Raw genomic sequence first — 25,124 nt, forward strand, 5'->3', positions numbered from 1 at the left:
TGAGCTGTGACCGATCGATGCCGCCTCGCAACAGCTGTCGCGAAGTCGATGGTGATCCTGGCACCTGTCGCGATATCGGTGACGATCCTGGCAACTGACGACTCAGTGTTTACGTCCCTCGTCGTCGTACGATCGTGTATGGTCACCACAATCTCGCCCGAACGGCTCGCCGAGTTGCAAGACGAGAACGCCGATTTCGCGCTCGTCGATACCCGTCCCGAAGAGAGCTACGCATCCTGGCACATCGCGGGCGCGCTCCACTTCCCGTTCGGTCCCGAGGAGGAACTGGACGGCCGACTCGAGGACCTCGAGGCCGTCGTCGGCGACGCCGACCGCGTCATCACCGTCTGCGCGAAGGGGCTCTCCTCGGGCAACCTCGCGACGCGCCTCGAGTCGGCGACCGACGAGTACGAAGTGGCGGCCGTCGACGGCGGCATGAAGGGGTGGAGCGGGGTCTACGACCGAGTGGAGATGAACGTAGACGACGGGCTGACGGTCGTCCAGATCCAGCGGCGCGCGAAGGGCTGTCTGGGCTACGTCGTCGGCTGTGCGGAGACCGGCGAGGCCGTCGTCGTCGATCCGACCGCGGACACCGACGAGTACGCGGTCGCGGCCGAGGAGGTCGGCCTGACCGTTACCGGCGTGATCGACACGCACGTGCACGCCGACCACATTTCCGGCGGTCGCGACCTGGCGGACGACCTCGCGGTGCCGTACTACCTCGGCGAGCGCGCGAGCGAGCGCGACGTCGAACGGGAGTACACGCCGCTCGAGCGCAACGAGGTCCTGTCCGTGGGCGAGCGCGAGATCAAGGCGGTCTCCGCGCCGGGACACACCAGCGAGATGATCAATCTGCTCGTGGACGACCGCGCGCTACTGACCGCCGACACGCTCCACGTCGATTCGACGGGGCGGACGGAACTCGAGTTCAGTGAGGACGAAGGGGAGAGAGGGGCTCGAATGCTCTACGAGACGCTTCACCGGACGATTCTGGCCGAACCCGAGAGGGTCGCCGTTCTTCCGGGACACGTGACGGTCACCGCCGACGGCGAGTTCGAACACGGCGCGCCGGGCGACCCGATTCGGACGACGATCCACGAGGCTCGGACGGGGATCGACCTGCTCGGACTCGAGAGAGCGGCGTTCGTCGAGCGAATGGCCGACGCCGGCGAGAAGCCGTCGAACTACGAGGAGATCATCGAGTACAACCGCGGCGTGGCCGAGATTCCGCCCGAGGAGCGGGTCGAACTCGAGTTGGGACCGAACAACTGCTCGGCGTGAGCCGAACGCTCTGATGGGGGCCGTCCGGCCGCAGGGTCCGATCCGACGCGGGGACGTCTAGTGTTTCGCGCCGGCGACGCCGCTCCCGATAGCCGCGCCGCACTCGGTGCACGCGACGAGGTAGAATCGCTTCGATGCCGCAAAGAAACCGGTCGTGGCGTCCATTTCGACGAACTCGACGTCGGTCTTCTCCGAGAGGGTCGCTTCGCATTCGGGGCAGTGGACCATGGCGCAATATCTGATAGATGAGCTATATTTCTTCCCATCTCACACTGCCCCGCCGCCACCGCCGGCTTTCGCGCCTGCGACACCGCTACCGATCGTCGCGCCGCAGGCGGCGCACGTCGTCACGTAGAACCGTTTCGATGCGGCGAGAAAACCGGTCGTCGCGTCGGTTTCCACGAACTCGATGTCCGAGCGCTCCGCGAGAGTGGCCTCGCATTCGGGGCAGTGGACCATGTTCGCGGAATAGTTGGTAACCCTGAAAGTACTTTCGCGGGGTACGCTCCCGCGTCCGTACTGGAGACGGGAGTCACCCGATCCCGCTCGAGGGCTCGCCCACGAGACGCACGACACCGTACCCGCCGTCACCGAGAGTACGTCTCGAGTCGGGCCAGCCGTCCGCCGTCGGTTTCGAAGAAGTCGGCGAATTCGAAGAGCGTCGTCCCCTCTTCGATGACGCGGCCGCGCGCCGCGACCCGACCGTCCCCGACGATCACCGCCTCGAGTTCGTGACTGGTGTCCGGGTTCGGTCGCTTCTCGCGCATGAATTCGACGAACTCGTCGCGGTTCTCGAACGACCGATCCGGTCGATGTTGGACGAACGCCGGTGTAAGGACGTCCTCGAGTGCGTCGTACTCGTGTTCGTCGAGTGCGTCGTAGTATCGCCGGACGAGGGCGCGCATATCGCCGCCCGAGTCGTCTTTCGCATCCGACTTCGTATCCATATCACTCCATTCGTCCCCACCGGCAAAAACGTACGACCCCGGTTCTCGAACCGTGTCCTTTTCTCCCGGCTTCTCCTCCCTTCTGCTGTGGAGTGTCACGTCTACTACGAGGGCGACGACGACCCCGAGAAGTGTACCGCGCGTCGCCTCGAGAAGTTCGACAAAGCGACCCTCTATCGATCGATGGGGCAGGTGCCCTACGGGGTCGTCCTCAACCCCCACGCCGAGCAGGCGCTCTCGCCGGCCGATCTCGAGGAGGGGCTGGGAACGCTGGTCGCCCTCGATTGCTCGTGGGAGTCCGCCGAAGCGGCGTCGTTCGAAATGCGCGGCGTCCACCGGGCGCTCCCCTTTCTCGTCGCCGCGAACCCGATCAATTACGGCCGACCGTTCCGGCTGACCACCGTCGAAGCGCTCGCCGGCGCGTGCTGCATCTTCGACGAACGGGAGCGCGCCGAGGACCTGCTCGAGCCGTTCCGCTGGGGCGAGACATTTCTGACGCTCAACGAGGAGCCGCTCCGGCGCTACAGCGAGTGTACGGATTCGAGCGAGGTCGTCGCGGTGCAGGAGGACTATCTGGCCGACGAAGAGACGGAGTAACGGAATAACGGATCGACGCGGTGATCGGTTTCCACCCGCAACTCTCAGGAGACGGTTCATCGGTACCCGTCCGAGACCGTTTCGAGAGTCGATCTCGCCGATCGGATCACAGCGATTAAATGCACCACGAGCGAAGGCCGGGTATGGCCAGTTTCGACGCCGCTGAGAAACGGACGCTCGAGAAGATGATCTGCATGCGCTGTAACGCTCGTAACTCCAAGCGAGCCAACCGATGCCGGAAGTGCGGCTACAAGAAGCTTCGCCCCAAGGCGAAGGAAGCGCGCGCCGCATAATCGACCGCGACGGATCGGCCGTTTCGATCCGTCTTCTTTCGATCCGCTATCGCGCCCGCAGTTGCAACACCGTCCGAGAAGCGGCCGTCGAACAGTCGCTACTCGTCCGGATACTTCGGCTCCCGCTTTTCGGCTCGCTCGAGCGCCGTCGTCACCACGTCGCGCACGTCGCCGTGGAAGACGCCGCCGTGGCCCGCGTACATGTGCTCGACGCCAGCAGACTGACTGCCGTCGGGCATGCGCTCGAGGAGGTCCCGGATGCTCTCGATGAGTCGCTCGCGGGACTGACCGGCCATGTCGGTGCGGCCGAAACTCCCGTACTCGAACGCGCCGTCGTCGTGGACGACCACGTCGCCGGAGAACAGCGACGAGTCGGAGACGAACGAGACGTGGTCGTCGGCGTGCCCCGGCGTGTAGACGATGTCGAAGTCCTCGTCGCCGATCCGAACCGTCTCGCCGTCGTCGATTTCGTGCGTCCGCGTCGGATGATCGTCGTAAGCGTACACCTCGGGATCGAAGGCATCGACGACGGCCTCGAGCTGGGCGACGTGATCGCCGTGCTGGTGGGTCATGACGACGGCCTCGAGGTCGTCGGTGTGCTCGCGGATCTCGTCGACGACGCCGTCCATCGCACCGGCGTCGACCAGCGTCGTTCGATCGCCGACGACCAGATAGGCGTTGCACGTGAACGTCTCCGCGTCCTCGGTAACGTGGTGAACCTCCATACGGGGACACTCGCGGGCCGACGGCAAAAACGGTGCCCTCGATACCGTCGGAGCTCTCCTCGAGAATCCTCTGACGGACGCTCTCGATTCCCGAGCGACGGTCGTCCAGCAGTAGTTGGGAGGACGGATTCTTCCCTTCGAACGGGGCTTCGAATGAGGCTGAAACGCGGAAAGGAAGTTATTTCGGGAACCAGTTGTACCCGTTCGTATGTTACTTTCGGGCACCGTTATCGTCGATGCGTCGACGACTATCGAAGAGGGGGCGGTCGTCACCGAGGGCGATCGTATCGGAGCCGTCGGTGACCGTACCGACCTCATCGAGCGATACCCCGACCACGAGCGTCGCGAGTTCGATATTCTTCTCCCGGGGCTGGTCGGCAGTCACATTCACTCCGTTCAGTCGCTCGGCCGCGGCGTCGCCGATGACACTGCGTTGCTCACCTGGCTGTTCGATTACGTGCTCCCGATGGAGGCGGAGATGGACGCCGACGTGATGTATACTGCGGCAACGCTCGGCTACCTCGAGTGTATCGAGTCCGGGACGACCGCAGTTATCGATCACCTCTCGGTCCATCACGCTGACGCGGCGTTTGATGCAGCCATCGACGTCGGTATCCGCGGTCGCCTCGGGAAGGTTTTGATGGATAAAGAATCTCCGGCGGGGCTTCAGCAGGGGACTCGGACCGCTCTCGACGAAACGGAGGAACTCATTCGGGCGTATCACGATGTGAACGACGGCCGCATTCAGTACGCCGTCACGCCGCGCTTTGCGGTGAGCTGTACTGAGGCGTGTCTCCGCGGGTGTCGTGACCTCGCGGACGCGTACGACGGCGTTCGGATCCACACGCACGCGAGCGAGAACCGCGACGAGATCGCGGCCGTCGAGGAGGAGACGGGGATGCGCAATATCTTCTGGCTCGACGAGGTCGGCCTCACGGGCGAAGACGTCGTCCTCGCACACTGCGTCTGGACCGACGAGGCCGAGCGCGAACTCCTCGCCGAGTCCGGGACTCACGTCTGTCACTGCCCGTCGTCGAACATGAAGCTCGCCTCGGGTGTCGCACCCGTCGTCGACTACCTCGAACGTGGTATCAACGTCGCACTCGGTAACGACGGGCCGCCCTGTAACAACACGCTCGATGCCTTCACCGAGATGCGACAGGCGAGCCTTCTCCAGAAAGTTGAGACGCTCGATCCGACGACGACGGCCGCGGAAACGGTGTTCGAGATGGCCACGCGAAACGGTGCGGCGGCTGCCGGATTCGAGCGGACCGGCGAACTCCGTGAAGGATGGAAAGCCGACATCGTCGGGATGACGACCGACGTGACACGCGCGACGCCGGTAAACGACGTGTTCTCTCATCTCGTCTACGCCGCACACGGTGACGACGTCGAGTTCACGATGGTCGACGGTGAGGTCCTCTACGACGGCGGCGAACACGTCGGTATCGACGCTGCAGGCGTCCGCGAGCGAGCGCGTGAATACGCGACCGAACTGAACGCGACACTGAAGACGTAGTTAGCGCAGTCCGAGTTCGTCGAGCAGATCGAAGCCGACGTCGAGACGTTCGACGACAACGTAGCCGAGATAGATACCGACGATGCCTATCAGGCCGGCGAAATTCGGCGGGACGGGCGACGGAACCCGAACGGTGAACCCCGCTCCAACGACGAATCCCGCGAGGAGCGGGAGACCAACAGCTCTCGTATTCATAGCGTGAGATGCGTTCATACCCGGAAAAACGGCTCGTTTTCTGCGAGCGGCACCCCGTCGATGCGCTCGGTAGACGCACGGTAGTGCTGAAGAAAGAGACCGTGCTACTATCGACTGGTAGCGATTCGGGTATCTCCGAAAGAGATCAATTGCCGCCTTCACAGCGGCTCTTCCTTCCAGTGTTGGATAGACGGCGAGAGCTGTCAGTTGCGCTGAAGACGCTGAGAGCGCAATTACCGTCGAATTTTTCAATCGGAATCCCGTAGGTGACATCGTATGGGATTCGGGAGCTACGACGAATCCGAACAGCAGGATGTCGACGCTGATTTTGACGACGAGGACGCAGTGACATCGGAAGAGAACAGCCACGACGGAACGATCGAATTCGAGAACGGCGCGTCCAGCGACGAGTTGCTCGACCGACTCAAAGCGATCAAAGACGACGACGGCGACGGCGATCCCGACGGCTGATGAAGTCCGGGGTGCGGGCGCTGGGCATCGCCGAATCGTACCGCGAGGATCGGACCGACGGCCGACCCCGAAGTACGCTCGCCGGCGCCGTCGTTCGCGCCGACCGCGTGTTCGACGGGCTCGCGTACGGTTCCTGTCGCGTCGGCGGTACCGACGCGACCGACGCCGTCGTCGACCTGATCGACGAACTCGAGCGACCGGACGTCCGATACGTCCTGCTCGGCGCCGTCGCCCCCGCCTGGTACAATCTTCTCGATCTTTCGATGATACACCGCGCAGTCGAACGAGCGGTACTCGCCGTGACGTTCGAAGCGAGCACCGGCCTCGAGCCCGGGCTCCGTGACGCGTTCTCCGGAGCCGAACTCGAGGCCCGACTCGAGCGCTACCGGGCGCTGCCGGAGCGACGCGAACTGAGGGTCAACGACGAGACCGTCTACGTGAGGTGTGCGGGGCTCGAGCCCGCCGACGCCGACGAGGTCGTCCGAGCGTTCACGCCCGCTGGCGGCCGTCCGGAGCCGATTCGAGTCGCGAGGCAGGCGGCTCGAGCAGCCGATTCGTACGCTCGATCCGTGTAGCAGTCCCTCCCCGAAACGAGCCCTATCAGAGAGCATGTGATCGTCGTTTTCTACTACTGCTATCGGTTTCGCAGCACCGGGTTCCGAATTCTCCTACCAAAAAACTTTCGTCCTTAGAGTCCGAATCTAAGCGATAATGGATACTAGTACAGTTCTCCGTTTCGTCGGTGCTTTTCTCTTCGTCTATATAGGATCCGCAATTTGGGTCGTTCTTTTCACTGACGGAGACAACTGGGTTGGAGTATTGTTCGATCCTGCATATGTGTTAATCGTACTCGTCGCGTTAGGGATAGCTGGGGCAGGATACTGGGCCGGTGAGAAAATGGATCTCGGGGAGTGAACGGCAGAATCGGACCGGCGCCATCCGTCTACCCGTTGGGCGATACGTCCTATAAGTAGGGCTGGCAGTTTTTCACAACCCACGAACAGTTCCCTGACACATAGATCAAAGCGACATTTGGAAGGAGAAAGTCCGCAGCGATGACGAGACAGCCTAGGGAAGCAAGTCCAGTGACCGAACAACCGAGTCCGATAAGAGCGAAATGGGGAGCAGCGGCCAAGATATCGGCAAAGCAATGTGTCCCCGTTTCAACACATCCTGGACCGTGTCCGCTAATTGAGACGCCACCAGAAGCACCGTCAGTACCCTCCTCGATACGTTCGATCTGTTGCAGGTTCTGATCAAGATGGTACGTCGCATCACGATAGACGACCCGATACTCACCGGGCCCCTTATTCTGTGGTCGTATCGCTTCGACAGTCAACGGATCCTCGGATCGATCAATTAGCTCAAGGCTTCGTTTCCGTTCGATGTCCGTTACTGTCCGTACAAAAATGGTGGACTCGAGGGATTCCGAATAGGCTAGAATAGCCTCTGTTCCATCGGGCCAACCCATGTTGCGTGATAGCCGCCGAGTGTTTTGGCCTGATTCGCGATCTAAAAGGATCGCCGCTTTTAGCAGGGTCGAATCGGAATACGTTACGCTAAGTACCCCTTTTTGGGTTGGCAGTTTAAACGAATGGCCAATTAAGCTATCGTCCAAATATATGTCAATTCGAGTTGCAGCATCTTTTTGAAGTTCGGTATCACCGATATCGGCGAGAACACGCTGCACTTCATCAGTTTTCAGAGTAGTCTCAATGGCGTCGGATGAAGCGGGTTGCTCCTCCTTTCGGAGTTCGACTTCCGTTCGCGATCCGCCTGCTGATGCAGTACTAGTTAAGGGTATGGAGCCGGCACCGGCCGCGCCAGCGAGTTTCAAGACGCGACGCCGATTTATATCGTCACTCTCTGTCTTGGTTCCATCCATCTCTCCGTTTTCCGGTTTGTCGTGAATATCTCTCTTCATTTCATATAGCAAATTGAAATAGACTATAATAAATGTTTCTGGTAGTGAGATATTAATCAGACAGAGAATGAATCAATCAATTTCTTACAATTTATAAATAGTTTCTCGTTTGATGTACAGAGTTTATCTCGAAATATTCATTATAAAATAGTGATTCGAGATGTTTTGTCTATTCGCCACCACCGACCGGCATCAAAGGAGAAAGACGTAGTAGGTGGCCGTTCGAGCCCCATATATGGGAGAGATGGAGGATCTCTGCGTCACGGAGTGCACGCGCTGTCCGGCGCTCGTCGACTCTCGAAGCCGGATCGTCAACGGTACCGGACCCGAGGATACCGACCTGCTCTTCGTCGGCGAGGGGCCCGGAGCCAAGGAGGACGAACGGGGCGAACCGTTCGTCGGCCGCAGCGGCACCGTTCTGGACGACGGGCTCCGAGACGTCGGCCTCGAGCGAGGCGATATCCGGATCACCAACTGCGTGCGCTGTCGGCCGCCGGAGAACCGCGATCCGACGAAAGACGAACTCGCGAACTGTCGAGGCTACCTCGAGCGGGAGATCGATCGCCTCGATCCCGAGGTGATCGTCACGCTCGGGAAGGTGCCGAGCGAACACCTGCTCGAGCGGTCGGTCGCAGTGACCAAGGAGGCGGGCGACCTCGAGGAAGTTCGAATTGACGACACGCCACGACGATTGCTGATCTGCGTGCACCCGGCGGCGACGCTGTACGATCGCAGCCAGGAGGAGACGTTCGAGAACGCCCTCGAGCGAGCGGCGGAACTCGCGGGCGTCGCCGACAGCGAGGGCGGGCAGTCGCGACTCGACGGTTTTTGAACTGACGAGCGTAACATCGTCGGGAGGCGTCGATCGATGACCGCAATCGGCGGCGAGACGGCGTACTTCGACGGCTCGCTGGACGAGGGACGACAGTTCATCGAATATATTATAATTCGTTGGGAGGTAGTGCCTGGCTATGTCCCAGTCCTCCGCTCCGGAATCCGCTGCCTCCACCGACCCGTCGTGGCGGTACGGCGTGTATCTGTTCCCGCTCGGGCCCCTCTCGCTGCTCTGTTCCTACGCAGGCCTCTGGCTCTTCACTCGAGCGGCCGACGCGGAGTCGATCGGCGTCGCGATCGCTGCCTTCGCCGCGACCGTCCTCGCGGGATGGCTGTCGTACCTGTTCGCCGCTATCGTTGCGATAGCGCTATCGATGGACGCGCGTGCGCTTCGCGATCACCCGACGTGGAATCCCAACCCGTGGCTCGCGGTCGGGGCCGGACTCGTCCACTTCGCCGGGGCAGTACTGGCGGGTCCGTATCTGCTCTCGGTCCCGGCGATCGCGTACTACGTCTATCGGCGGCGACAGCACGTCGGCAGTGACCGCGAGCGCGGGTCGACCGGGTCGGCCCGTGATCGGCCGACACTCGAGTAGCAAGCGATTGCGCGAACGGTAACGCACTTTAGCGCCCTCCACTAAACACCAGTATGAGCAGCGTCTCCGCTACACAGGAGCAGTCCCTCGCTTCCGTCGTCATCGTCGACTACGGACTGGGAAACCTCCGCAGCGCCACTCGCGGCCTCGAGCGCGCGGGTGCCGACGTCGAGATCACCGACGACCCCGCCGCCTTCGCCGCGGCCGACGGCGTCGTCCTGCCGGGCGTCGGCGCGTTCCGCGAGGGCGTCGAGAACGCCGACCCGCTCCGCGAGGACCTCCTCGAGGTGGCCGACAGCGGTACCCCCCTCTTCGGTATCTGTCTCGGGATGCAGATGCTACTCACGACGAGCGAGGAGGGCGAAACCGACGGCGAGTCGGCCGTCCGGGGGCTGGATCTGATCCCCGGAACCAACGTCCGATTCGCCGAGGGACAGAAGGTTCCGCACATGGGCTGGAACGAACTCCACGTCCAGCGCGATCACCCGCTCGTCGAAGGGGTCGACGGCAACTACGCGTACTTCGTCCACTCCTACTACGCGGCCCCGGACGACGAGAACGCGACGGTCGCGACGACGGACTACGAACTCGAGTTCCCCTCGATCGTGTCCAACGAGGCGGGGAACGTCTTCGGCACGCAGTTCCACCCCGAGAAGAGCGGCGAGACGGGACTGCAGATCCTGCGGAACTTCGTCGAGATCTGCGCCGAAGCGTGATTTTGATCGCGACCGACTACCGGGACTGAGCGGTCCTTTTTGATCCAGATTGTTGCCGTGAGTGGTCGACGAAGCCGACCCGAACGGAAAAAGGTGGGCGAGTGAGACGTGACTGGCCTATCCTCGGTCTTCTGTTAGGTTACCAGATGGCTGGACTGAATCGAGCCAAGTGACGGAGCGACACACCCCGCGGTGCCGCTGTAAGTTCCCGGGACAATAGCCGAGGTTCGATATTTCGCTCGAACTGGACGTATCTCCGATTCGGCTGTCACGTCATCCGAACCGGGAGACGGTGCTGTTAAATACTACTGGTGTGTGACCACCCACTGAGTGTTTTGACCGCAAGTACGTTCGATCGGTTTTGAACGCAGGATTGTCTTTCGAGTCGATTCAAGCCAGTACCGCCATTCGCGGAATCGCTCTCCCAGACCCGTCTTTCAGTCGGTTTGCACGCTCGAACCATCGTTTCCGGTACGCCCCCACCGCCGCGTCGTTACAGCGGCACCACGGGGTGTGTGGCTCCGAATACAGCGGCACCGAGGGGTGGTAAACAGCTGTATCAGCCAATCTATAAACCGTTCCGACGATATACAGCAGAAATCCGGTATACGACTGTAGGTGAACCCGGCGAATCGGTTCTCGAGAGGAGAGATCAAGTACGATACAGCGAAATCGCACAGTCACGGACGGACAATACAGCGGAAATGCGGAGTTCTATTCCGGACATACAGCGGCATTGGGGGGTGAAAATTCCCACCTTCAACACCTCTAGAGCATATTTAGGCAATATACAGCGGCACTGCGGTTCGAATGGGTTAAGTGCTCTCCGACGAACCGTTCGACCAACTGAATGTCCGACTCGATGGATTACTTCGGCAGCGAAAATGAGATCTTCCGGAACAAGGAACTCCTGCAGGTCTCGCATCTTCCGGACGGCGACCGGATCATCGGCCGCGAGGACGAACTGACGAACCTCGCGAACGCGATTAAACCGGCCACGCGCGGGAACACGCCGAACAACGTTCTCGTCTACGGAAAGACGGGCACCGGGAAGTCCCTCTGTTCGAAGTTCATCACGAATCACGCCGTCGAGCGTGCGAAGGACAACGACGTGTCGATCGGCGTCGCCTACGTCGATTGTCTCCAGGAATCGACGGAAACACAGGCCGTACAATCGGCGGGTCATCAACTCAACGAGCAGACGGAAACGGAAATTTCGATCCCCCATTCGGGGTTGAGTACGGCCGAGTATTACCGTCGCCTCTGGCGCATCGTCGACACTCGGTACGACGTCGCGCTGATCATCCTGGACGAAGTGGACAAGATCGAAGACGACGAAATCCTGATGCAACTCTCGCGGGCGGTCGAATCGGGAAAACTCACCGAGAGCACGATCGGCGTCATCGGAATCTCGAACAAAGTCCGGTACAAGGACTCGCTGGACGAGCGGATCAAATCGAGCCTCTGTGAACGGGAGTACGTCTTCTCTCCGTACGACGCGACCCAGATACGGGAGATTCTTCGATCGCGCTCCGACGCGTTCCACGAGAGCGTGCTCGAGGACGGCGTCGTCCCTCGCGTCGCCGCGCTCGCAGCCCGCGAACACGGCGACGCGCGGAAGGCGATCGATATCCTCCGATTCGCCGGCGAGATCGCCGAGGAGAACGACCGCGACTCCGTCACGGAGGACTGCGTCGATCACGCTCACGAGCGCGAGGAGACCAGCCGCCTCGCCGAACTGATCTCCAAGAGCCCGAGTCACGCGAAACTGGTTCTCGAGGCGATGGCGCTACTCACCCAGCAAAAAGAGGGAGACGATGCACCGATAACGACGAACGAAGCGTACGACCTGTACAAACGGTTGTGCGATCGCGAGCAATCCGACCATCTGAAGCTCCGGCGCGTCCGAGACATCCTTTCGGAACTCGAGTTCCTCTCGATCATCGATCAGGAGCGCAAATGGGCCGGCAGGGGGAAAGGGAACTACATGGAGAATCGACTGATCGACGATCCGCAAGTCATCATCGCCGCTTGCAACGAATCCGACTGACGGAAACTGACCGATCGATCAACGATTCCAACCCGAAACGACGGCAGTGAAAGTGCAGTACAACGATGCCAAGCTACAGCGACATCTGAGCACAACAGTAACCGGTTACAGCAGTTCGCGCACCTCAGAGTACCACATATCGTGGTAGTCGACGTGACCGACCCGACGAGCGATCGCGACGGCCAGCGAGTGCCAGCACTTCTCGGTCGGGTCGTCCGCGTCGAGGTTGTACTCGCTGTCCTTACAGGTACAGCCGCCGTCCTCGACGATGTACTCGTCGTCGTAGCCGACGACGATCGTGAAATCGCGGTAGGCCTTCACCCGATTCTCGCCGACCGCCTCGATGGCGCGAACCCCGCGGTCGCCGTGGACCTGCGAGATGTCGCCGACGATCGCGGGCGTGAGTTCGCCGGCTTCCTCGAGGGCGGCCTGCCATCGCTCGACGGGGTTGGCCTCCGACACGTCCGTGACTGTGTACCCAACTGTAAAATCGGTTTGGTTGTGTCACCGCGGGAGTGAGACGAGCGACGGCCCGCCCGCGATTCGGACGCGTCGATCGGTATCCGGTGGTACCACCTCACACGTCGCGTCGCTCGGTGAGACCGAAGACGTGACGGAGAGCGCGAAAATCGGGCGAACTGATCGCTAGCACAACCCAAAAATAGACGCGATGCCGAGCGATACTAATGGTCAACTGGCGTCGAGTCCCGTTTCCTCTCCGAGGGAGATGGGCGATTGCAGCCCTCGGAACCCTCTACGCGGTGCTCGCGTTCGGATGGGCAGTGAGTCAACTGACCGCCGGAAACCCGGTTTCGAACGTCGCGCTCGTCTCGGCGTTCATCGGCGTCCCCGGACTGGTGTTGCTCACCGGGAGCTATCGATTACCGCGGACCGACGTTCGTCCAGAATTCTACCCCACGATCACGAACTGGTGTCTCGGCGGACTCGGACTGTTATTCGGTATCCTCGCACTCTACCAGCTCGAGCCCGCCGAGAGCGTGAGCGATCCGGTCCGGGCCGTCCTCGTTCTCACGGCGTTCGGGAGCGCCGCCGGTTTCGGCGTCGGCCTGCACGATTCATTGGCCAAGACGCGGGCGTTCGAAGTCGAACGCCGCAATCGGGAACTACGGCGAACGAAGGAGCGACTCGATGAAACGGTCGCTCGACTCGAGGCGGCCAACAGCGAGTTCGAGGCGTCGAACGAGCGGCTCGAACAGTTCGCCTACGCCGCGTCCCACGACCTGCAGGAGCCGCTGCGAATGATCACGAGTTACCTCACGCTCGTCGAAGACCGATACGGTGACGATCTCGATCAGGACGGCGAGGAGTTTATCGACTACGCCGTCGACGGCGCGGAGCGCATGCGCGAGATGATCGACGGGCTCCTCGAGTACTCCCGCGTCGAGACGCAGGGCGATCCGTTCGAGCCGGTCGAACTCGAAGACGTGTTCGCGGCCGTCCGGAAGGACCTCGAGGTGCGAATCGCCGAAAGCGACGCCACCGTGGAAATCGAGCCGCTGCCCCGCGTCGAGGGCGACGGCAATCAGTTGCGTCAGCTGTTCCAGAACCTGCTCTCGAACGCGCTCGAGTACAGCGGCGACGAACCGCCGCGAGTGCACGTGACCGCCGAACGAAACGGGTCGAACTGGCTGATCGCGATCGAGGACGAGGGGATCGGGATCGATCCGGACGACGCCGATCGGATTTTCGAGGTGTTCCGGCGCCTCCACGGCCGCGAGGAGTACGAGGGAACGGGGATCGGGCTCGCGCTGTGCAAACGGATCGTCGAGCGCCACGGCGGCGAGATCTGGGTCGACTCCGAACCGGGCAGCGGGTCGACGTTTTCGGTGACGCTGCCGGCTGCCGACGGCCGCGGGAAGTGACCCCCCGTCGATGGTGCCGGCGGTCGACGGCCGCGACGAGTGACGCTCACGTCGATGCACCGCGCGAGACCACACCGCTTTTCGCCCGCTACCGACGAGACGTGGTATGCGCGTCACCGAGGGCGGAGTCGAACTCGAGGTCCCCGGCGAACAGACCGAGGGCATCGAGGAGGCGGTCTTCTACAATCCGCGACAGGAGCTGAACCGGGATCTGACGATCGCGACGCTGCGAGCCTATCGCGACCGCGAGGAGCGCGCCACGTCGTATCTGGACGCGATGACCGCGAGCGGCGTCCGCGGCGTCAGAGCCGCCGCCGACGGCTGGGACGTCACCTGCTGTGACGTCGACGAGGAGGCGGTCGCCCTCGCGCGGGCCAACCTCGAGCGAAACGGCTGCGACGAGCGGGCGCGAGTCGAACAGCGCAACGTCTCCGCTCTCATGCACGAAGAGCCGTTCGACGTGATCGATCTCGATCCCTACGGGACGCCGATGCCGTTCGCCGACGCGGCCTTCGCGAACTGTCGGGACCTGGTCTGCGTCACCGCGACGGATACCGCGCCGCTGTGTGGTGCCCACTTCAACAGCGGCGTCCGCTCGTACTCAGCGATCCCACGGAACACGGACTACCACCCCGAGATGGGCGTTCGGATCCTCGTCTCGGCGCTCGCCCGCAGCGCCGCGCGCGTCGACGTCGGTATCGAGCCGCTCTTGACCCACGCGACCAGCCACTACGTCCGAACCTACCTCGAGCTCGAGCGCAAGCCCACCGCGGCCGACGCCGCGATCGACGAGTTAGGCCACTGCTACCACTGCGAAGACTGCCTCTACCGCGAAACCGATCCCGGGCTGATCGCCGATCCGCTCGAGACGTGCCCCCACTGCGGCGGGAATCGAATGCTCACCGCCGGACCCGTCTGGCTCGGTTCCATACGAAATTCCGAGTTCGTCGCCGCGGTCCGCGACGAAATCCCGTACACGTTCGATACCGCACCCGAAGCTCGAGAGCTCTGCGACGCGCTCACGGCGGAACTCGACGAGCCGACCCACTACGACCAGCACAAGCTCTGTCGGAACTGGGGGCTGCCCGCGAACGCGATGGACGAGTTCCTGACCGACCTGCGCGAGGCGGGGTATGCGGCCTCGAGGGCCCACTACGGGGGGACGACGTTCAAGACGGACGCCAGCGTGGGGGAGATCCGCGCGGCGACCGAAGCGAACCTCGACTGACCGTTTTCGGCTACTCGCATTACTCCACGTCCGCGTACAGGCGGACGAGCCCGCACTCCGGACAGCAAACGCCCCGAAGTTTCGTCGTGTTCTGCAGGCCGATCTTCCCCAGCAACCCGTCGCGTTTCCCCGTCGCGATGGACGGCTTCATGCCTTCGCCATCGCGGACGGTCACCCCTTCCATCGTCACGCCGCAGTCCGGACAGCGCCGTTGCTCCATGCGATCGAATTCGTCCGCTGACAGAAAAACGAGGTGGGTTCGACTCGCTCGACGGGACGGCCACGAACTAATCGACATCATACAACCGCTAACGAAACCGTACGAGCAATCATCGAGAAATCCGGGCGTCGGCGTCGCTCCTGCCTCGAGGAGCAAACGCCCGTCGCACCGTCGTAACGGCCTGTTGCAACGCCGTGCCGTGCGATTACATATTGCGGCCCGCCTCGAAGGGGCGCGCGTGCTCGATCACAGACGGGGACTCGAGGTGACGGGAGAAGCCGTTCGGCTCGCCAGGAACGAACAGTTGACGCTGCTCGCAGCGGGCGTGGCGTTCTACGGCTTCATCTCGCTCGTGCCGCTCATGTTGCTCGCGCTGGGGATCGCGGCGTCGATCGGGGGCGAGGCGCTCGCAACGCGGCTCACGGCGGCGGCGAGCGACGTGCTCACGCCGGACGCTCAGGAGCTGCTCGCCGAGACGCTCGTCGACGACACCGGCAGACAGGGAGCGACCGTCGTCGGCATCCTCGGCCTGCTCTGGGGCTCGAGCCGGGTCCTCCGCGGTCTCGACCGTGCCTTCTCGCAGGTGTACGGCACTGCGGGAGAGAAGTCGCTGCTCGACACCGTCTGGGATGCGACGATCGTCTCCGTCGGCATCACCCTGGGCCTGGTCGTCGTCGGCGCGCTCGAGCTGGCGATCCTGTTCGTCGCCGAATTCGCCGTCTCGATCGTCGGACAGCTGTTCGTCGTTCTCGGGCTGGTCGCGACGTTCCTGCCGCTGTACGTCATCTTTCCGGACGCGAACGTCGGCCTTCGCGAGGCCGCCCCGGGAACGATCGTCGCCGCGGTCGGCTGGTTCGCACTGAGTCGCACGTTCTCGCTGTACACCGGTCTGGCGACCGGATACGCGGTCTACGGCGCGCTCGGGGCCGTGTTCCTCGTCCTCGTCTGGCTGTACATCGGCGCGATCATCCTTATTTTCGGGGCGGTTCTCAACGCTGTCCTCGCCAACCGTGAAGTGGATCGGCAGCTACAAAGTCCCGGACATCGACAGATTTCGACAGAAGCGATGACCGACGACGCCACGGGTGCCGACGAGGGGGCCACGGAGGATCGCGCCAGTGACCGCGCCAGCGCGAGGGCGAGTCGAACGAGCGCTCGGACGCGCGACCGCGCGGACGACCCCGAGGTACTGCGCGAAGAGATCGAGCGGCTGCGCGACCGCGTCGACGCCTTCGAGGACGACGTCGAGGATCGAACCGTCAGAAAGGAGTCCCTCGAGGGGGAGCTCAAACGCTACGTTCGACGGCGACTGCGACGCGGCCACGCCCACGACTGGGGACCCTACCTGGTCTTGCTGTACGGGACGGCGATGTCGATCGCGGCGTTTTACTTCCTCGCGGGCGGCTGGTCGATCCTCGCGATGTTCGTCGTCTGGACCTCGACGCTCGGACTCTACGTGTTGATGGTGCTGTTCGGGTTCGGAATCTCCCTGCTCGGACTTCCCGGCCGGCTGCGCGATGCGATCGGCGATCGGCGTTCGTGAACCGCCGCGGCGGCCGACGCTCGAGCGCACGCGCCAGACGACGATCACCCCCGTTCTGTCTTACCGTTTCGTGGGGACGGTCTGCCGGACGAACCGCCGAACCCGGTCAGTGTACGTCGCCGGTCGGTGGAGGTTACAGATGTGGCCGGCGTCCGCGAGTACTTCCACGCGACCGTCCCGCGCAGCCTCGGCGTGGTCCCGCTCACCGCGGCGCATCAGCTTATCGTTCTCGCCGTTGAGGACGAGCGTCGAACCGGGATACGTGGAGAGTTTCGCTCGGAAGTCCTCGCCCGCGATGTCCGGCCCCGCGTCGCCGAACTGCTTCGGATAGAAGCCGGACTCGATGATTTCTCGCTCGATATCCGGCGGGAGGTCCCGGTTTTGTACCCAGCGCGTCGCGAGCTTCTCGACGGCGCGCTTCCCGACGTCGGGTTTCGTCAGGAGCCGCGACAGCCCCCCGGTCAGCCGCGTGCCGAGTTCCATCGACTTCACCGGGTTCACGCTGCTCCCCGACAACACCAGCGCGTCGACGTCGTCGGGATGTCGGTACGCGTACTCCGTGGCCGCGTAGCCGCCGAGCGAGAGTCCGACGAAGACGGCCGACCCGTCGGCGTGCGTCTCGAAGGCGTCCTCGAGGACGTCGATCGCCGGCTCCATCCGAAACGGCTTGCCGGCGCGAGTGCCGTGGCCCGGTAAATCGGGGGCGACGGTGTGGAACTCTTCGGAGAGGTCGCGCGTTTGTGGCAGCCACATTTTCCGCGTGAACATCGCGCCGTGTACGAACACGATCGACTGTGCGTCCGACGGGCCGGTGACGTCGACACCCTCGGAGCTGCCGCTTTCGTTTGTCCATGTCATAGCCCACGTAGCACCAGGAGGGGCTTAGTAGGCGACCCGGCGAACCACGGCAACGAATCCCGCAGTCGCAGTCGCGCGCGATTCCGCCGTCGCAACCAGACGAAGTCACTCGTCGCCGCGGTCGTCGGCGTCGTCGCCGATATCGACCGCGGCGTCCGTCCGCCGGTCGTCGGCATCGGGTTGCGCAGAGAGCCCGGAATCGCGGCCCGCCAGTTCGGTCGGATCGACTTCCGCACCGGGGGCCCGTTCCTCGACCGGATCCAGTTCGTCGGCCGCACTCGGATCGTCCTCGGGCGCGTCGTCGTCGATCTCCGTCTCTTCGGTCCCGCCCATTCCGCCGACCGGCTCCGTCTCCGGCGTTCGCTCCGACGGCTCGTCGCGCTCTGAATCAAGCTCTGTCGTCGAGTGGTCTCGTATCGGGAGGGCACCCTCGAGTCGAACGGCGTTCGCCGTGATCTCGCGAACCGATTCCCGCTCGAGCACGACCGTCTGCTCGGCCCCCTTCTCCCAGCCGAGCGACGACTTGATCGAGTCGACGACCGTCGGATCCGGCCTGACGTGGGCGACGCCCCCTTCGACGGCGGTGACGACTCCGACCGCTTCGCCGGCGGCGTTCTCGACGGATTTGTCGACGTCGTCGGCCGAAAACGTGACACGCATACCGTTAGCTATCGCGACTCGAGGCAAGCCGGTGGTGCCTGCAACAGCCAGTCGATGCCCAGAGAAGAACGATCGGGAACCGAATCGCCCGCCGGCGTGTTGAGCCGTCGTCGTTCGACCGGCTCCCGCCACCGGGTTCAGTCCTCGCGCTCGAGTTGATCGCCGCCGAACTCGTCGTCGCTCTGGATCCGAGAGGCCTGCGGGCCGTCCTGATCCTGGTACTTCGAGCCGCGCTCGCTGCCGTACGGCCGCTCCGCGGGCGTCTTGAGTTCGGTGAAGGTGAGCTGCGAGATGCGCATTCCCGGGGTGAGCGCGACCGGTGCGGAGCCGAGGTTCGATAGCTCGAGCGTGATCTGTCCTCGGTAGCCGGGATCGCAGAGCCCGGCCGTGGCGTGGACGACGACGGCGAGGCGGCCCAGCGAGGACCGGCCTTCGACGTGGGCGATCAGGTCCGCCGGGATCTCGACGCGCTCGTGGGTCGTCCCGAGCACGAAATCCCCGGGGTGCAAGATGAAGTCGTCGCCGTCCTCGACGAGCGTTTCGGTGACGTAATCGTCGACCTCGTCCTCGGAGTTGGGGTGAATACAGGGGATGTTCGTCCGCTGGAACTCGAGGAACTCCCGACCGAGTCGGAGGTCGACGCTCGCGGGCTGGATCTGCAGCTTCGGATCGTCGAGGGGGTCGACGACGAGGTCGCCGGCCTCGAGGCGCTCGAGGATGTCCGCATCGGAGAGGATCATACCGTGTCAGAGCGAGTACGGGGCCCTAAATTTCCCGGTCCGCAGTCGGGGGTCGACGGGAGCGCTGCGATCGAAGCTCGCAACTCGAGTGTTCCTCAAACGGAGCCGATACCCCGAAATAGAGACGGCATCTCTCGCTCGCGATGCGATCTAGGATCGTGTGAATTATCCGAAAACCATTCTCAGACGGCCTAATCGATTATAACGCTGTATCACGAATGCCGTCTCATGGATGGAGGACGGAACCGATTTAACGGCGACACGGCGATTCTCCATCGGCGCGCGGTCAGAACGCCGCTTCCGGACGAATCGGCCGAGCGAGTCTTCCACGAGAACATGCTTCTCATCGCGGACGCCCAAGATCGGAAGGCGGACCTGCTCGCAGACCCCGACATCCCGCTGTTAAACGCCTACGAACTGGAGATCGATCGAATCACCGAGAGCTTCGAGCGGCGACTCCGTCGGATCGCCGGTGACGATTATCGCGAAGCCGCGATAGCGTATAACCGCGGCGATCGCGACGACCGGATCGGGGCGCTCGCTGCGTACTACTTCGAAGGGCTGTGGCGGATCCAGCAGCGGACCACCGTGACGGACATGCTGTTCTGTCCGCTCATCCTCCGCTACCCCGATAGCTTCACGATAAACATCCGATTCGCTAGCGGACACACCACGGCGAAGTCGGTTCAGTACGAATCGCCCGAACACTCCGCCGAAGAACTGACCGCTGAACACGCGGAGACGTACTACGAGGAAAGCCTGTACTCGCAACAACAGGCGGCGACGTATCTCAGGAAGGCGGCGGATATCATCCGCGATGAGTTCCCCGATCCCGACGAGACCTCGTTCGAGGAGCGCAAGTACGGCGGAATCGTCTCGGCCGGCGGCCGCCGCGGCTCGGTCTTTTCGGCGATGCTCGAACCCCTCGACCCGGATCCGGATCGGTTCGCGGAGCCGGTCGACGAACCGACGCTCGTCGAAGCGGGGCCGGAGGCGAGACGAACGGAACGAAAACTCCGTTTCGACGGCGAAATCGTTTGCTGACCCGTCGCACCGATCTGCGAACTGATCGAAACGACCGTCGAACGGGTTCTCGGCCGTCCCGTCGTGCGCGCCGGTGATCGCTACTCGTTCCGAAGCGACGCTGCGAGGGACTCGAGTTCGGCTTTTCGGAACGGGCGCTCGGCGGAGTCCGGATCGGTCTCGTCCGCGAGACCGGTCCGTCGGCGAACGGCCGCTCGCATCTCCGATTTCGGGGGCAGCGGGGTCGTCTCGATATCGGCGTCCACGGCGTCACAGATCGCGGCGAGCGCTTCCTTGGTAAACGCGGTCGATTCGACGCGTTCGTACCGCCCCACGGCGAGTCGGATCTCGTTTCGGAGGTCGTCGACGGTCGGTGACATACTGTCGGAGAGGAGCCGAGCCGTGCTGTACATTTCGGTCGGCCGCCAACTCTCTTTCACCGTCACCTTCACCGTCTTCGTATTCGTCTTCCGCCATGATCCGCGTCTCCCGCCGTGACGGCGTGCACAGCCCCGCCGTCGAGAGGGGCCGCAGATAGTCAGGGCTAACACCGTCCCCGTCCTCGTCTCGGCCATGAAACAGGCGATCGTCGCTCGCACCGACATCGGCATGGGACAGGGAAAACTCGCGGCGCAGGTCGCGCACGCGTCGCTGTCGGCCTACGAGAAGGCCGACAGCCAGCTACAGGGCCAGTGGAAACAGGGCGGGCAGAAGAAGGTCGTCCTGAAGGGACAGAGCGAGCGGCAACTGCACGAACTCGCCGAGATCGCCAAGAGCGAGGGGATTCCGACCGCTATCATCCGGGACGCCGGACACACCCAACTCGAGCCCGGGACCGTCACCGCGCTGGCCGTCGGCCCGGCGGCGGACGACCGCGTCGATAGCGTGACCGGCGAACTCTCGCTGTTCTAATCGGTCGAGGCGCAGCGCGGAGACGACTCGAGCACGGACGGAAGAGTTAGTCCGAACGGTAGCCGCGCGGTTCATCCCTGACCGCCGACTCGTCGTCGGGAAGCGACGCGTCGGTGAGGCCGTCCGGAAACATCGCGTCGGTGAGGCCGTCCGGAAACATCGCGTCGGTGAGACCGGCCGGAAGCAGCGAGCGAACGTCGATGGACTTGCTGCCGAGCACCGCGAAGCCGGCGAAGATCGTCAGGAAGCCGGCGATCGCGAGGGCGTCGATGGTCTCGCCGAGCAGCGCCCAGCCGCCGAGCGTCGAGACGACGGGGACGACGTAGAAGATTAGATTCGCGCGGATCGCGCCGGCCGTATCGATGAGGCCGAAGTAGGCGATGTACGCGATGACGCCGGCGAAGATGCTGACGTAGGCCAGCGCGAGGACCGCTTCGGCGGACCACGTGATCGCGGCCGCCGACTCGCCGCTCGCCCGGGCTAGCAGATGGCTCAGCGCCGCGGCGAAGGGCAGTCCCCAGGCGACGCGAACCGTACTCGAGAGATCGCTGTCGGCCCGCCGGATGAGGACGGCCCCGAGCGCGGCGGTGATCGCGCCCGCGAAGAGGATTCCCTTGCCGACGGCTCCACCGAGCAGGTTCGCGGGGTCGGGACTCACGACGAGGCCGACGCCGAGCAGGCCGAGTCCCATGCCGGCCGCACCGCGGGGAGAGAGGCGCTCGTCGGAGAGCAAGAAGGCGGCGAACACCGGAGTCATAATGGGATTGAGGCTGTACATGATCGAGGCGACGGCGCTGGTAACGTACTCCTGGCCGACGAACAACAGGGCGTTCGTCAGGCCGATCGCGAGCACGCCGGTCGCGAGGATGCCGCCGACGTCGCCGCGGGTTCGCGGGATCAGTTCCGATCGCGACGACGTCAGGCCGACGTACGCCAGCATAACGACCGCAGCGACGTCGAACCGGAGGGCGACGAACAGCAGCGGCGGGAAGTAGGCGAGTCCGGCCTTCGCGGCGACGAACGTTCCGCCGAAGAACAGACTCGAGAGGGCGAAGAAGACGGCGGTGCGGCGAGAGACCATCTACGCCGTCACCTCCGAACGGACCGTGTGCGTCGAACCGAGAGCGGCCGACGCGCGAATTGCAAAGAGCATCGTACTACACCGTAAGGGAGGCGGGTTTATAGTTTTGTTCAGAAATAATTTCACGGCAAGAAAGGGGCGCGGGCGGGGAAAAAGCTGGAGACCCCGATAGAACGCCAGCCCGTGAAATCCTTTCACGCTACGAAAACGGTTTCCCACGGCGGGCCGGAGTGTCCGTATGGAATCGGCGCTCGAGGAGATCGAGTTCCTCGCGCTCTCGGCGAACCGCGTCGAGGTGCTCGGACTGCTTGCGGAGGGACGACACACGCGCAACGAGCTAGCGGCCGCGACCGGTGCGTCGCAGGCGACGCTGGGACGAATCCTCGGCGATTTCGAGGATCGGTCCTGGATCAGACACGACGGCAGCGAGTACGTCGCGACGGCGACGGGACGTCTCGTCGCGGCGGGGTTTACGGACTTGCAGGAAATCCTCGAGACGGAGGGGAAACTCCGCGATATCGTGGACTACCTGCCGACGCACGCGATGGATTTCGATCTCCGGCGGCTCTCGGACGCCACGATCACGGTCCCCAGCGCCACGCGGCCGAACGCGCCGCTGAGTCGGTTACTCGACTTCGTCCGTGACGGCGACGACGTCCGGACCTTTTCTCACACGTTTAACGGACAGACGCTGCGCGTCGTTCGAGATCGCGTGACCGCCGACGACCAGCGGTTCAGGGGGGTCTTCGGCCGCAGCGCGATCGACGCGCTGGCCGACGAGTCGGAGCTTCGCGACCAACTCGAGGCCTTGCTCGCGGCCGAGGACGCCGAAATCAGAGTCCGCGAGGAGGGCGTCCCGATCGCGATAATGATCGTCGACGAACTCGTCTATCTGCTCTTGCGCGACGAGAACGGCATCCTTCGAGCCTCCGTCGACACCGAGGACGCCGCCGTTCGCTCGTGGGCCGAGGACTCGTTGGACCACTACTGGCGGACGGCGACGCCGCTCGAGGGCGAGACGCTGTCCGACTGAGGATCAGTTGGAGGGACGGGTGTTCGGTCGGAACGCTACGCCGGAACCGGCTTCGTCTGTGCTGGGTCGGCCGTCACCGACTCGAAAACCGGCGCGGGCCGCGCGAGCGCGATCGGATCCGGTCCGACTCCGAGCGGTTCCGATCCAGTCCCGATCGACGCGGGTTCCGGCTGCGTCTCCTCCTCCTCGGTCTGTTCGATGACGTACTTCTGGCCGACCGTCGACGCCTGAAGGCTGTCGACGGGCGCGTGATCCTCGGTCAACACCGGGACGTCGTCGGTCCTGGGTTCGTCCAACGAGGCCTCGATTTCGGCGCTCAGGTCGATTCCCACGTCGCGGCGCTCGTTTCGCTCGGCGAGTTCTGCTTCGGTGAAGTCGGTGTCAGCTTTCGTCGCGACCACTTCGATGTTCTGGACCGAACCCGTGTTCGAGGTGCGGTAGCTGTAGGTCGAGGCGAACGCCTCGTCGATCGTCTTGTACTGCGCCCGGTAGAACTCGGAGCCGGCCCCGCTGGGCGAGGCGATGACGTTCGCGAGGAAAACGCCGTCATCGCTGAGTCGCTCCTCGGCCAGTTCCATGAACCCCAGCTGCGTCAGATGGATCGGGACCTGGTCCTTCTGATAGGCGTCGAGGACGATCAGGTCGTAGGTCTCGTCGGTATCCCGGAGGAACCGGCGTCCGTCTTCCGTGTGGGCGGTCATGTTCTCGCCTTCCTCGAGGCGGAAGTAGTCCTTCGCGGCCTGCGTCACCGCGGGATCGAGTTCGGCGACGTCGACGTTGACGTCGTATTTCCGTTCGAAATCCTTCGGCCCCGTATAGCCGCCCCCGCCGATGAACAACACGTTTTCGACCTCGTCGGGATCGTCGACCATCAACATCGGGAGGTGGAAGTACCGCGTGTACTCGAAGACGTGCCGGTCGGGATCGTCGAGATCCATCGCGCTGTGACGAGCGTCGTCCAGGTACAGCGTCCGGACGTCGTCGCTGTCGTCGATGACCTCGAGTTGCTGATAGGCCGTCTGGGTCTGGTAGACGACGTCGCCGCGATGGTCGAAGGTTACCGGCCCGAGACCGGCCGCGACGACGAGCAAGAGCGCGATGGCGACGCTCGCCGCCGCCGGCTTCGGGGAGAGGGCGGGGAGCGTGAGCGCGAACGCGGTCCCGACGAGGATGAGTCCGAACAGGAGCCCGATCATGTCGATGCCCAGCGTCGGGATCAAGAAGTACGTCGTCGCGCCCGCGCCGACGATGCTGCCGATGGTGCCGAGCGCGTAGACGTGCCCCGACGCCTCGCCGGTCCCCTTCTTCTCGGAGAGTTCGGCCGCGTAGGGGCTGATAAAGCCCAGCAGGTAGGTCGGCGGCCCGAAGAGGATGAGCACGGCCGGCAGCGAAGCGTAGCGGGCCGGGAGCGGCATCGCAGACGCGGAGAGCAACAGTTGACCGCTCCCGTAGACCACGATGGCGACGTAGGCCGCCGTCCCGAGCAGGATCCAGGTCATTCGACGGTTCGATGCCGTCTCCGCTCGCTTCCCGCCCTGCCAGTAGCCCAGGCTCAGCGCGGCGAGGAAGACGGTGATGATGCTCCCCCAGGTGTAGATGCTGCTGCCGAACTGGGGGGCGATAATCCGGCCCGCGAGAATTTCCAGCCCCATACTGGTGACGCCGGAGACGAACACCGCGACGTCGGGTTTCGTCGGTCGGTAGCCGGACGGCTGCCGCATACTCATTATCGGACAGTAGCGATCCCGTAATGAGAACTTGTCGCCTCACTCCGACAGTCGCCGGGACTCGAGCG

General features: G+C 63.6%; 31 protein-coding genes. 17 read left to right on the forward strand and 14 right to left on the reverse strand.

Translation table 11 applies throughout. The annotated features are described in order from the left end of the window. Positions 1-138 precede the first annotated feature (138 nt). Positions 139-1,281 (forward strand): MBL fold metallo-hydrolase, encoded by a 1,143-nt coding sequence (locus tag AC0QDI_RS09455; protein WP_474667525.1) that lies wholly within the window; start codon positions 139-141, stop codon positions 1,279-1,281. Positions 1,282-1,338: 57 nt separating this feature from the next. On the opposite strand, the gene AC0QDI_RS09460 is transcribed toward AC0QDI_RS09455, so the two are convergent. The 3 genes from AC0QDI_RS09460 to AC0QDI_RS09470 all read right to left on the reverse strand — a co-directional run bounded on the left by AC0QDI_RS09460 (position 1,339) and on the right by AC0QDI_RS09470 (position 2,228). After that, positions 1,339-1,509, reverse strand: coding sequence for a hypothetical protein (locus tag AC0QDI_RS09460; RefSeq protein ID WP_273741237.1), 171 nt, complete (start codon positions 1,507-1,509; stop codon positions 1,339-1,341). Between the two features lie 39 nt (positions 1,510-1,548). Next, positions 1,549-1,740 (reverse strand): hypothetical protein, encoded by a 192-nt coding sequence (locus AC0QDI_RS09465; RefSeq protein ID WP_474667527.1) that lies wholly within the window; start codon positions 1,738-1,740, stop codon positions 1,549-1,551. Positions 1,741-1,868: 128 nt separating this feature from the next. After that, the gene (locus AC0QDI_RS09470; RefSeq protein ID WP_474667528.1) at positions 1,869-2,228 is read right to left on the reverse strand and encodes a nuclear transport factor 2 family protein; all 360 of its coding nucleotides are present in this window, start codon (positions 2,226-2,228) and stop codon (positions 1,869-1,871) included. Positions 2,229-2,315: 87 nt separating this feature from the next. On the opposite strand from AC0QDI_RS09470, the gene AC0QDI_RS09475 reads away from it, so the two are divergent. After that, a complete protein-coding gene (locus tag AC0QDI_RS09475; RefSeq protein ID WP_474667530.1) occupies positions 2,316-2,825 on the forward strand; it encodes a DUF367 family protein in 510 nt (169 codons plus the stop codon). Between the two features lie 143 nt (positions 2,826-2,968). Continuing rightward, positions 2,969-3,118, forward strand: coding sequence for a 50S ribosomal protein L40e (locus tag AC0QDI_RS09480; RefSeq protein WP_098727401.1), 150 nt, complete (start codon positions 2,969-2,971; stop codon positions 3,116-3,118). A gap of 98 nt (positions 3,119-3,216) precedes the next feature. On the opposite strand, the gene AC0QDI_RS09485 is transcribed toward AC0QDI_RS09480, so the two are convergent. After that, positions 3,217-3,843 (reverse strand): MBL fold metallo-hydrolase, encoded by a 627-nt coding sequence (locus tag AC0QDI_RS09485; RefSeq protein ID WP_474667531.1) that lies wholly within the window; start codon positions 3,841-3,843, stop codon positions 3,217-3,219. Between the two features lie 208 nt (positions 3,844-4,051). Between AC0QDI_RS09485 and AC0QDI_RS09490 the strand changes: the two genes are divergently transcribed. Further along, positions 4,052-5,362 carry a 5'-deoxyadenosine deaminase gene (locus tag AC0QDI_RS09490; RefSeq protein ID WP_474667533.1) on the forward strand — a complete coding sequence of 437 codons (1,311 nt, stop codon included), beginning with the start codon at positions 4,052-4,054 and terminating at the stop codon, positions 5,360-5,362. On the opposite strand, the gene AC0QDI_RS09495 is transcribed toward AC0QDI_RS09490, so the two are convergent. Next, complete coding sequence (locus AC0QDI_RS09495; protein WP_474667535.1) at positions 5,363-5,557, reverse strand: XapX domain-containing protein; 195 nt, start codon at positions 5,555-5,557, stop codon at positions 5,363-5,365. Between the two features lie 276 nt (positions 5,558-5,833). Here AC0QDI_RS09495 and AC0QDI_RS09500 point away from each other — a divergent pair, with 276 nt between their 5' ends. The 3 genes from AC0QDI_RS09500 to AC0QDI_RS09510 all read left to right on the forward strand — a co-directional run bounded on the left by AC0QDI_RS09500 (position 5,834) and on the right by AC0QDI_RS09510 (position 6,943). Then, positions 5,834-6,028: a DUF5786 family protein gene (locus tag AC0QDI_RS09500; RefSeq protein ID WP_474667536.1), complete on the forward strand. Its 195-nt coding sequence runs from the start codon at positions 5,834-5,836 to the stop codon at positions 6,026-6,028. Next, positions 6,028-6,603, forward strand: coding sequence for an endonuclease dU (locus tag AC0QDI_RS09505; protein ID WP_474667538.1), 576 nt, complete (start codon positions 6,028-6,030; stop codon positions 6,601-6,603). The genes AC0QDI_RS09500 and AC0QDI_RS09505 overlap by 1 nt, the downstream gene beginning before the upstream one ends. A 136-nt stretch (positions 6,604-6,739) precedes the next feature. Next, positions 6,740-6,943: a hypothetical protein gene (locus AC0QDI_RS09510; protein WP_474667540.1), complete on the forward strand. Its 204-nt coding sequence runs from the start codon at positions 6,740-6,742 to the stop codon at positions 6,941-6,943. Positions 6,944-6,992: 49 nt separating this feature from the next. Here the strand turns inward: AC0QDI_RS09510 and AC0QDI_RS09515 are convergent, their stop codons facing one another. Continuing rightward, on the reverse strand, positions 6,993-7,952 hold the full coding sequence (locus AC0QDI_RS09515; RefSeq protein ID WP_474667542.1) for a hypothetical protein: 960 nt from the start codon (positions 7,950-7,952) through the stop codon (positions 6,993-6,995). 235 nt (positions 7,953-8,187) lie between these two features. Here AC0QDI_RS09515 and AC0QDI_RS09520 point away from each other — a divergent pair, with 235 nt between their 5' ends. From AC0QDI_RS09520 to AC0QDI_RS09535, 4 genes are all read left to right on the forward strand, one after another. Then, entirely contained in the window at positions 8,188-8,784 is a 597-nt protein-coding gene (locus AC0QDI_RS09520) for a uracil-DNA glycosylase (protein WP_474667544.1), read from the forward strand. A gap of 139 nt (positions 8,785-8,923) precedes the next feature. Next, entirely contained in the window at positions 8,924-9,382 is a 459-nt protein-coding gene (locus tag AC0QDI_RS09525; RefSeq protein ID WP_474667546.1) for a hypothetical protein, read from the forward strand. A gap of 53 nt (positions 9,383-9,435) precedes the next feature. Continuing rightward, positions 9,436-10,098, forward strand: coding sequence for an imidazole glycerol phosphate synthase subunit HisH (gene hisH / locus AC0QDI_RS09530; protein WP_474667547.1), 663 nt, complete (start codon positions 9,436-9,438; stop codon positions 10,096-10,098). An 850-nt stretch (positions 10,099-10,948) separates the two neighbouring features. Further along, complete coding sequence (locus AC0QDI_RS09535) at positions 10,949-12,148, forward strand: Cdc6/Cdc18 family protein (protein ID WP_474667549.1); 1,200 nt, start codon at positions 10,949-10,951, stop codon at positions 12,146-12,148. A gap of 105 nt (positions 12,149-12,253) precedes the next feature. On the opposite strand, the gene AC0QDI_RS09540 is transcribed toward AC0QDI_RS09535, so the two are convergent. Beyond that, complete coding sequence (locus AC0QDI_RS09540) at positions 12,254-12,610, reverse strand: hypothetical protein (RefSeq protein WP_098726071.1); 357 nt, start codon at positions 12,608-12,610, stop codon at positions 12,254-12,256. A 224-nt stretch (positions 12,611-12,834) separates the two neighbouring features. Between AC0QDI_RS09540 and AC0QDI_RS09545 the strand changes: the two genes are divergently transcribed. Continuing rightward, positions 12,835-14,031, forward strand: coding sequence for an ATP-binding protein (locus tag AC0QDI_RS09545; protein ID WP_474667550.1), 1,197 nt, complete (start codon positions 12,835-12,837; stop codon positions 14,029-14,031). A 106-nt stretch (positions 14,032-14,137) separates the two neighbouring features. Further along, the gene (locus AC0QDI_RS09550; protein ID WP_474667552.1) at positions 14,138-15,259 is read left to right on the forward strand and encodes a tRNA (guanine(26)-N(2))-dimethyltransferase; all 1,122 of its coding nucleotides are present in this window, start codon (positions 14,138-14,140) and stop codon (positions 15,257-15,259) included. A 19-nt stretch (positions 15,260-15,278) separates the two neighbouring features. Here AC0QDI_RS09550 and AC0QDI_RS09555 read toward each other — a convergent pair whose 3' ends face one another. Beyond that, a complete protein-coding gene (locus AC0QDI_RS09555) occupies positions 15,279-15,479 on the reverse strand; it encodes a hypothetical protein (RefSeq protein WP_474667554.1) in 201 nt (66 codons plus the stop codon). Between the two features lie 238 nt (positions 15,480-15,717). On the opposite strand from AC0QDI_RS09555, the gene AC0QDI_RS09560 reads away from it, so the two are divergent. Continuing rightward, positions 15,718-17,022: a YihY/virulence factor BrkB family protein gene (locus AC0QDI_RS09560; protein ID WP_474667556.1), complete on the forward strand. Its 1,305-nt coding sequence runs from the start codon at positions 15,718-15,720 to the stop codon at positions 17,020-17,022. 60 nt (positions 17,023-17,082) lie between these two features. Here AC0QDI_RS09560 and AC0QDI_RS09565 read toward each other — a convergent pair whose 3' ends face one another. The 3 genes from AC0QDI_RS09565 to dcd form a co-directional block, all read right to left on the reverse strand. Next, complete coding sequence (locus AC0QDI_RS09565) at positions 17,083-17,880, reverse strand: alpha/beta fold hydrolase (RefSeq protein WP_474667558.1); 798 nt, start codon at positions 17,878-17,880, stop codon at positions 17,083-17,085. Between the two features lie 105 nt (positions 17,881-17,985). Beyond that, positions 17,986-18,540 carry a hypothetical protein gene (locus tag AC0QDI_RS09570; protein ID WP_474667560.1) on the reverse strand — a complete coding sequence of 185 codons (555 nt, stop codon included), beginning with the start codon at positions 18,538-18,540 and terminating at the stop codon, positions 17,986-17,988. 137 nt (positions 18,541-18,677) lie between these two features. After that, positions 18,678-19,280, reverse strand: coding sequence for a dCTP deaminase (gene dcd / locus AC0QDI_RS09575; protein ID WP_474667562.1), 603 nt, complete (start codon positions 19,278-19,280; stop codon positions 18,678-18,680). 228 nt (positions 19,281-19,508) lie between these two features. Between dcd and AC0QDI_RS09580 the strand changes: the two genes are divergently transcribed. Next, positions 19,509-20,324, forward strand: coding sequence for a hypothetical protein (locus AC0QDI_RS09580; RefSeq protein WP_474667564.1), 816 nt, complete (start codon positions 19,509-19,511; stop codon positions 20,322-20,324). Positions 20,325-20,404: 80 nt separating this feature from the next. Here AC0QDI_RS09580 and AC0QDI_RS09585 read toward each other — a convergent pair whose 3' ends face one another. Then, the gene (locus AC0QDI_RS09585) at positions 20,405-20,683 is read right to left on the reverse strand and encodes a hypothetical protein (RefSeq protein ID WP_474667566.1); all 279 of its coding nucleotides are present in this window, start codon (positions 20,681-20,683) and stop codon (positions 20,405-20,407) included. Positions 20,684-20,876: 193 nt separating this feature from the next. Here AC0QDI_RS09585 and pth2 point away from each other — a divergent pair, with 193 nt between their 5' ends. Continuing rightward, the gene (pth2, locus tag AC0QDI_RS09590; RefSeq protein ID WP_474667568.1) at positions 20,877-21,215 is read left to right on the forward strand and encodes a peptidyl-tRNA hydrolase Pth2; all 339 of its coding nucleotides are present in this window, start codon (positions 20,877-20,879) and stop codon (positions 21,213-21,215) included. 46 nt (positions 21,216-21,261) lie between these two features. On the opposite strand, the gene AC0QDI_RS09595 is transcribed toward pth2, so the two are convergent. Then, on the reverse strand, positions 21,262-22,296 hold the full coding sequence (locus tag AC0QDI_RS09595; RefSeq protein ID WP_474667570.1) for a DMT family transporter: 1,035 nt from the start codon (positions 22,294-22,296) through the stop codon (positions 21,262-21,264). Between the two features lie 238 nt (positions 22,297-22,534). On the opposite strand from AC0QDI_RS09595, the gene AC0QDI_RS09600 reads away from it, so the two are divergent. Then, positions 22,535-23,329 carry a helix-turn-helix transcriptional regulator gene (locus AC0QDI_RS09600; protein WP_474667572.1) on the forward strand — a complete coding sequence of 265 codons (795 nt, stop codon included), beginning with the start codon at positions 22,535-22,537 and terminating at the stop codon, positions 23,327-23,329. 35 nt (positions 23,330-23,364) lie between these two features. Here AC0QDI_RS09600 and AC0QDI_RS09605 read toward each other — a convergent pair whose 3' ends face one another. Continuing rightward, positions 23,365-25,056, reverse strand: a complete 1,692-nt coding sequence (locus AC0QDI_RS09605) for a spermidine synthase (RefSeq protein WP_474667574.1) — start codon at positions 25,054-25,056, stop codon at positions 23,365-23,367. Positions 25,057-25,124: the final 68 nt, after the last annotated feature.

This window comes from Natrinema sp. LJW11 (genome assembly GCF_056135975.1).